Genomic DNA, 4922 nt, shown 5'->3' on the forward strand with positions numbered 1-4922 from the left:
ACAGAGAAAATTATTAAGACATATGAGAGGGTTCAATAACCTTTATGTTCTCTTGCTAAAAGGATGTCTTTCTAGTGGACTCTTTAAGATCAATTTGATCTGAAGAGAATACAAACTTATAAAGAATACAAAATGATATTGACTAGGCAAGAAACCAGTGGTATTATTTAATTATTACCACTGGTAATTACCGACGGTAATATAATTGATATGTGTATTCAAATTTATATGATTTAGGAGGCAATATGGAAACTTTAAAAGGCAAGGCACGACTAGCGGGTTTAAGTTATTTATTAATAATATTTTGTGGGATTTTTAGTCATAAGATTGTCAGAGCAAGTATAATGATCAAAGGAAATGCCAGTGAAACGGCCCTAAATATACTTGATAATCAATTGCTTTTTAAACTTAGCATATTAAGTGACTTTTTAATGATTATGAGCTATTTTGCACTAGGCCTATTACTATTTACGATATTTAAAAATACGAATAAGTTGATCTCAACCGTACTTTTAGCGCTTAATGTTGTTGGGGTTGCAATTATGGCGATTAATATGTTAAATCAGTATGCGGCTTTAGTGGTTTTAAATAATGGAGAATATCTATCAGCCTTTACTACAGCACAACGCGAAGCCTTGTCACTTTTCTTTATGACGCTTCATCAATATGGGTATTTAATTGCAACACTTTCATACGGAGTGTGGTTACTTCCAATGGGATATTTGCTTATAAAATCTAAGGTATTTCCTAAAATAATTGGCTACTTTCTGATGACAGGTGCTATCACCTATGTTATTTATATGATGACTATGTTTTTAGATATTCAAGTTCCTAGTGAAATAACTTTACCTGCAGATATTGGAGAATTTTCATTTTGTTTTTATCTTTTATTTAAGGGCATAAAAGTAAAGCAAGTTAGAGAATAATCAAATTAATATATCTTTCCGTTCTGATATTTGAGATAATATCCTAAGAGATTTCAATAAAGGGTGGAAATATGGCAAAGAAAAAACTTGATAACAATACCAGTGAAAAATTTATAGAGGCAATGTTAGAGACCATTGATGAAAAAGGCGGACTCTCTGGTGTAAACTTGAGAATGGTTGCTAAGAAAGTTGGGTGTGCACATACAAACGCTTATAATTACTTTGATGGTTATGATGGATTAATATTTGCAGCCTATGACAAAGCACTTGATTTATATGGATTAGCGGTTGTTGAAGGCCTTGATGAAATTAAATCTGCAGGTACGTATTTTATCAGATTTATTCAAAATATAATTGATTTTGCTTTAAAAAATCCAGGCTTTTATAGATTTATAGGGTCTGATGACTTCCCAATTCAAAAGTTGGGTCCTGAAACCATAAAAAAAGCAATTGAGTTAAAAACCTTTTTTTTAGATGCATTTTATGCAGTAACTGGACATGTGATTGACAGAGAAGAATCTGATGTAGATGCGAATATATTGATGTCCTATTTGGATGGAGAGCTTTATAATATTATAAACATGAGGGCCTTTCCAGATGAAAATGTAGCTGAGCGAATCATTGAAAACACAATTAGATTAATAGCCTTATTTACTCAAAATAAGGGTAACCCAATATCACTTTTAGTCGATATTGACTTTTATATGAAACCTTTAATTCCAAATTATGTTAAAAAAATTGTGAGTTCTTGATGTGATTTTCATGCAACTAGAGCTAAGGATTTGCTTTGATTTCGCATAATATCGTGATTTTAAAAAGGGATCTCCTTACTTATTGTTTTAATAAAGGTCTTATAAATTGAGGGATTTAAGGAAAAATTAAATGCACTTATATGACAGCTCCTTTCTTGTCTGTTTGGACAAGCATATTTTATGGGAGTATGGATTATAAGTGCATTCTTTTTTGTAAAAGCAAAACAAATGCTGTGGTGAGTTTTACCCACCCCAACATTTGCTATTGAGCTCATTTTCAATGAAATTTTTACGATTGGTTTGATTTCTCTGCTAAAAGTAGTTTGGTTTGATCAAAAGGAAGGGGTTTACTAAAATAATAGCCTTGTATATAATCGCAAGCTTTTTCCTTTAGGATTTGATATTGAGCGTAGCTTTCAACGCCCTCTGCAACGACCATTATTCCAAGTTCATGAGACAGTTCAATCATTTGTCTAACGAGTTCTTTATCTTTTTTAGATGTTTCGAGATTATCAATAAAGGTCTTGTCAATTTTTAAAGTGGTAAGTGGCATGGTCCTCAAATAGCTAAATGATGAATATCCAGTCCCGAAATCGTCTAATGAAATTTTATAGCCTTTCGTCATTAGCTTGGTTAAGATATTTTCACCTTGGCTTGCAACAGACAAGAGGACGCTCTCAGTGACTTCCAATTCTAAGGCTTGTGGCAGAATTCCGATTTCCTTGACGATTACATCAATCAAATCTATAAAATTTGACTGATGTAATTGGATACTAGAGACATTTACGCTGATGTGTTCAAAGGAATAACCTAAATCGTATAATGTTTTAATGGATTTACAGACATCTCGGATTGCCCATTCACCAAGTTCTATAATAAGCCCGGTTTCCTCTGCAACGGGAATAAAGACCGCAGGGGAGATGGCCTTACCATTTTCATCAGTGATTCTCATAAGTGCTTCAAAGGCATTGAGTCGTCCATTTGCCGCAGTATACTGTGCCTGATAGTGCATCGACACCAAATTGTCTTTAATAGCACGTCTTAATATGTTTTCGATGTCCATGCGCTCTTGAACTGAATCCGAAAGAAATTGAGTGTAGTAGACATAGTTTGATTTACCCGATTTTTTTGCGGCAAACATCGCTGTATCTGCATTTTGAATAAGTTTATCCACCGTATCACCATCATTTGGATAAACGCTAATACCAATACTCAAACTCATATATATCGATTTATCTCCTATGATAAATGGATCACTAAGCATTTGATAGACTTCATTGATTGCATTTGTAATGTCTTCTTCCTTACATATACCATATAGAATGAATGCAAATTCATCTGCCGATAGATGGTACACAGTCACATTTTCGTTTTCAAGGTCTTTCAATCGATTTGCAAGAGCGATTAACAAGATATCACCAAAGCTATGTCCCAAAGCATCATTTATCCTCATGAAATTGTCTATGTCCATTTGAAATACAGTCAATGTACACGTCTCAGCGACCATTAGATTTTTTAGATCATAAGCATAAGCGAGTCTGTTAGGCAGGGATGTCAATTGGTTTATGAATGCAAGATTATGAAGTTTTTCGTTTGTTTCGGTTTCATAGGTAATATCCATCATAAGACCAGATGACTTAATAGGATTGCCCTCATCATCCCAAATGGTATTCGCTTTGACTAAAAAATAAATCTCTTTATCTACTGTGGATGAGTATGAAAAAGTAAATGTTAAAAGATTGGTATGTGAATTCCAATGTTCCTTAAAAAGCTTTAAGATACGCTTTTGCTCATGAGGTTTAAGAATTTGTTCGAATACTATATTCTCAATAGACGTATTGTATGATGAAAGTCCAGTTAATTCATGCCAAGCATCAGAAGCAAAGAAATGGTGGTTTTCAAGATCCCATTCCCATACGACATCTCTAGAGCCCTTTAAAGCTGATGTATATTTGTCTTGGAGGGTTTTTAAGGCCTTTTGACTTTTGGATAGATATTCATAATTTATTCTAAGTTCTTCCTCAGTCGCCATTAACTCTTCATTTTTGGACTCCACTTCTTCATAAGCACCAGTGAGTTCATCCAGCATGATGTTTAAATCCTTAGATAAGGTGCCGAGTTCGTTATTTTGCATATATTGAGAGCGTATACTAAGATCACCTAAAGTAGTTTGATGGACAACATTGCTCAATTCAGTAAGTGGATTTGTCAGTGTTCTTGCGAATTTTATGGAGACGATGCCTGATAAAAGTAGAACAGAGCTTGTAATCATGAGCATAATCCATAAAAGCGCCCTAGCAGAGGCCATTATAATATCCATGTTTTTTTCGAGTACAAGTATCCATGGTGTGTCTTCGACGGTTTTATATGCGACATAATAGGTATTGCCATATAGTTGAAACTCATCAGAACCTGCAACTGATAAATTAGAGGTCTTGAAGAATTGATCAATTTCATTAATAACATGTCGGGTCCCAATCATTTTCTTATCTGTATGAAAAACAATCATACCTGATTGATCAATCAAATAGGCGTCAACAAGTTGTCCGTCTATTAATGTTTTAATATTATCGGAGGCACTTTTAGTATCTATAATATTGGCCATAACGCCAATTATCTTCTCTTTGTCATCACTGTAAATGGGCGTTGCCACAAATAGGACACTTTCACCATCAACACGGTCCACTAATAGGTTACTTATTGTGGTTTTGCCATCCATTGCAGCCTGAAAGTAATCCCGATCGGACAAATCAATCCAGTAACTTCTTGGATGACTGCTTGCTAATACACGACCAAGAGGTGTGAGCACAAAAACATCCCGAATGTCAGAGCGTGAGCTTTTGATGGTTTCAAAATAGGTATTCAGTGATTGGTAATTTGGTGTGAAGTCAGGATTTTCATGACGTGGATCATCTAGGTAGGCATTTATAGTCTTATTTACAAGGGCGTCATTTGATAAATAGCTTACTTCCAATCTGCGGGAGTCAAAAAAAGTTTTAAGTGAAGCGCTTTCCATATCCAATACTTGATTAACTTGCATTTTTTCACTTTCAACAAGCACATCGGATATATAGATATAGTATGTCGTACTCATTATAATCAAAGAGATGGCTATAATTAGAACTGTGACTAAAGGTAATTTGATTTTGATAAGCATATATTTCCCTCCACCATGTGTCATGAGCTATAGTGACATTAATACCCAAAATTAATATGTAAATTCAAAATCACCTTGTAAAAAAAA

The 4922-nt window shown here is 34.2% G+C and carries 3 protein-coding genes; 2 read left to right on the forward strand and 1 reads right to left on the reverse strand.

The window, feature by feature from the left end; translation table 11 throughout:
* Positions 1 to 245: 245 nt before the first annotated feature.
* Together AC220I_RS18035 and AC220I_RS18040 are read left to right on the forward strand one after the other, a co-directional pair.
* On the forward strand, positions 246 to 926 hold the full coding sequence (locus tag AC220I_RS18035) for a DUF4386 domain-containing protein (RefSeq protein WP_486725259.1): 681 nt from the start codon (positions 246 to 248) through the stop codon (positions 924 to 926).
* 71 nt (positions 927 to 997) lie between these two features.
* Positions 998 to 1678, forward strand: coding sequence for a TetR/AcrR family transcriptional regulator (locus AC220I_RS18040; RefSeq protein WP_486725260.1), 681 nt, complete (start codon positions 998 to 1000; stop codon positions 1676 to 1678).
* 289 nt (positions 1679 to 1967) lie between these two features.
* Here the strand turns inward: AC220I_RS18040 and AC220I_RS18045 are convergent, their stop codons facing one another.
* Positions 1968 to 4835, reverse strand: coding sequence for an EAL domain-containing protein (locus tag AC220I_RS18045; protein ID WP_486725261.1), 2868 nt, complete (start codon positions 4833 to 4835; stop codon positions 1968 to 1970).
* Between the last annotated feature and the right edge of the window lie 87 nt (positions 4836 to 4922).

It is taken from the genome of Fusibacter sp., assembly GCF_057447755.1.

Coding starts and splice junctions, on each gene's coding strand:
- AC220I_RS18045 (WP_486725261.1), bottom strand. CDS start 4,835: ATGCTTATCAAAATCAAATTACCTTTAGTCACAGTTCTAATTATAGCC.
- AC220I_RS18040 (WP_486725260.1), top strand. CDS start 998: ATGGCAAAGAAAAAACTTGATAACAATACCAGTGAAAAATTTATAGAG.
- AC220I_RS18035 (WP_486725259.1), top strand. CDS start 246: ATGGAAACTTTAAAAGGCAAGGCACGACTAGCGGGTTTAAGTTATTTA.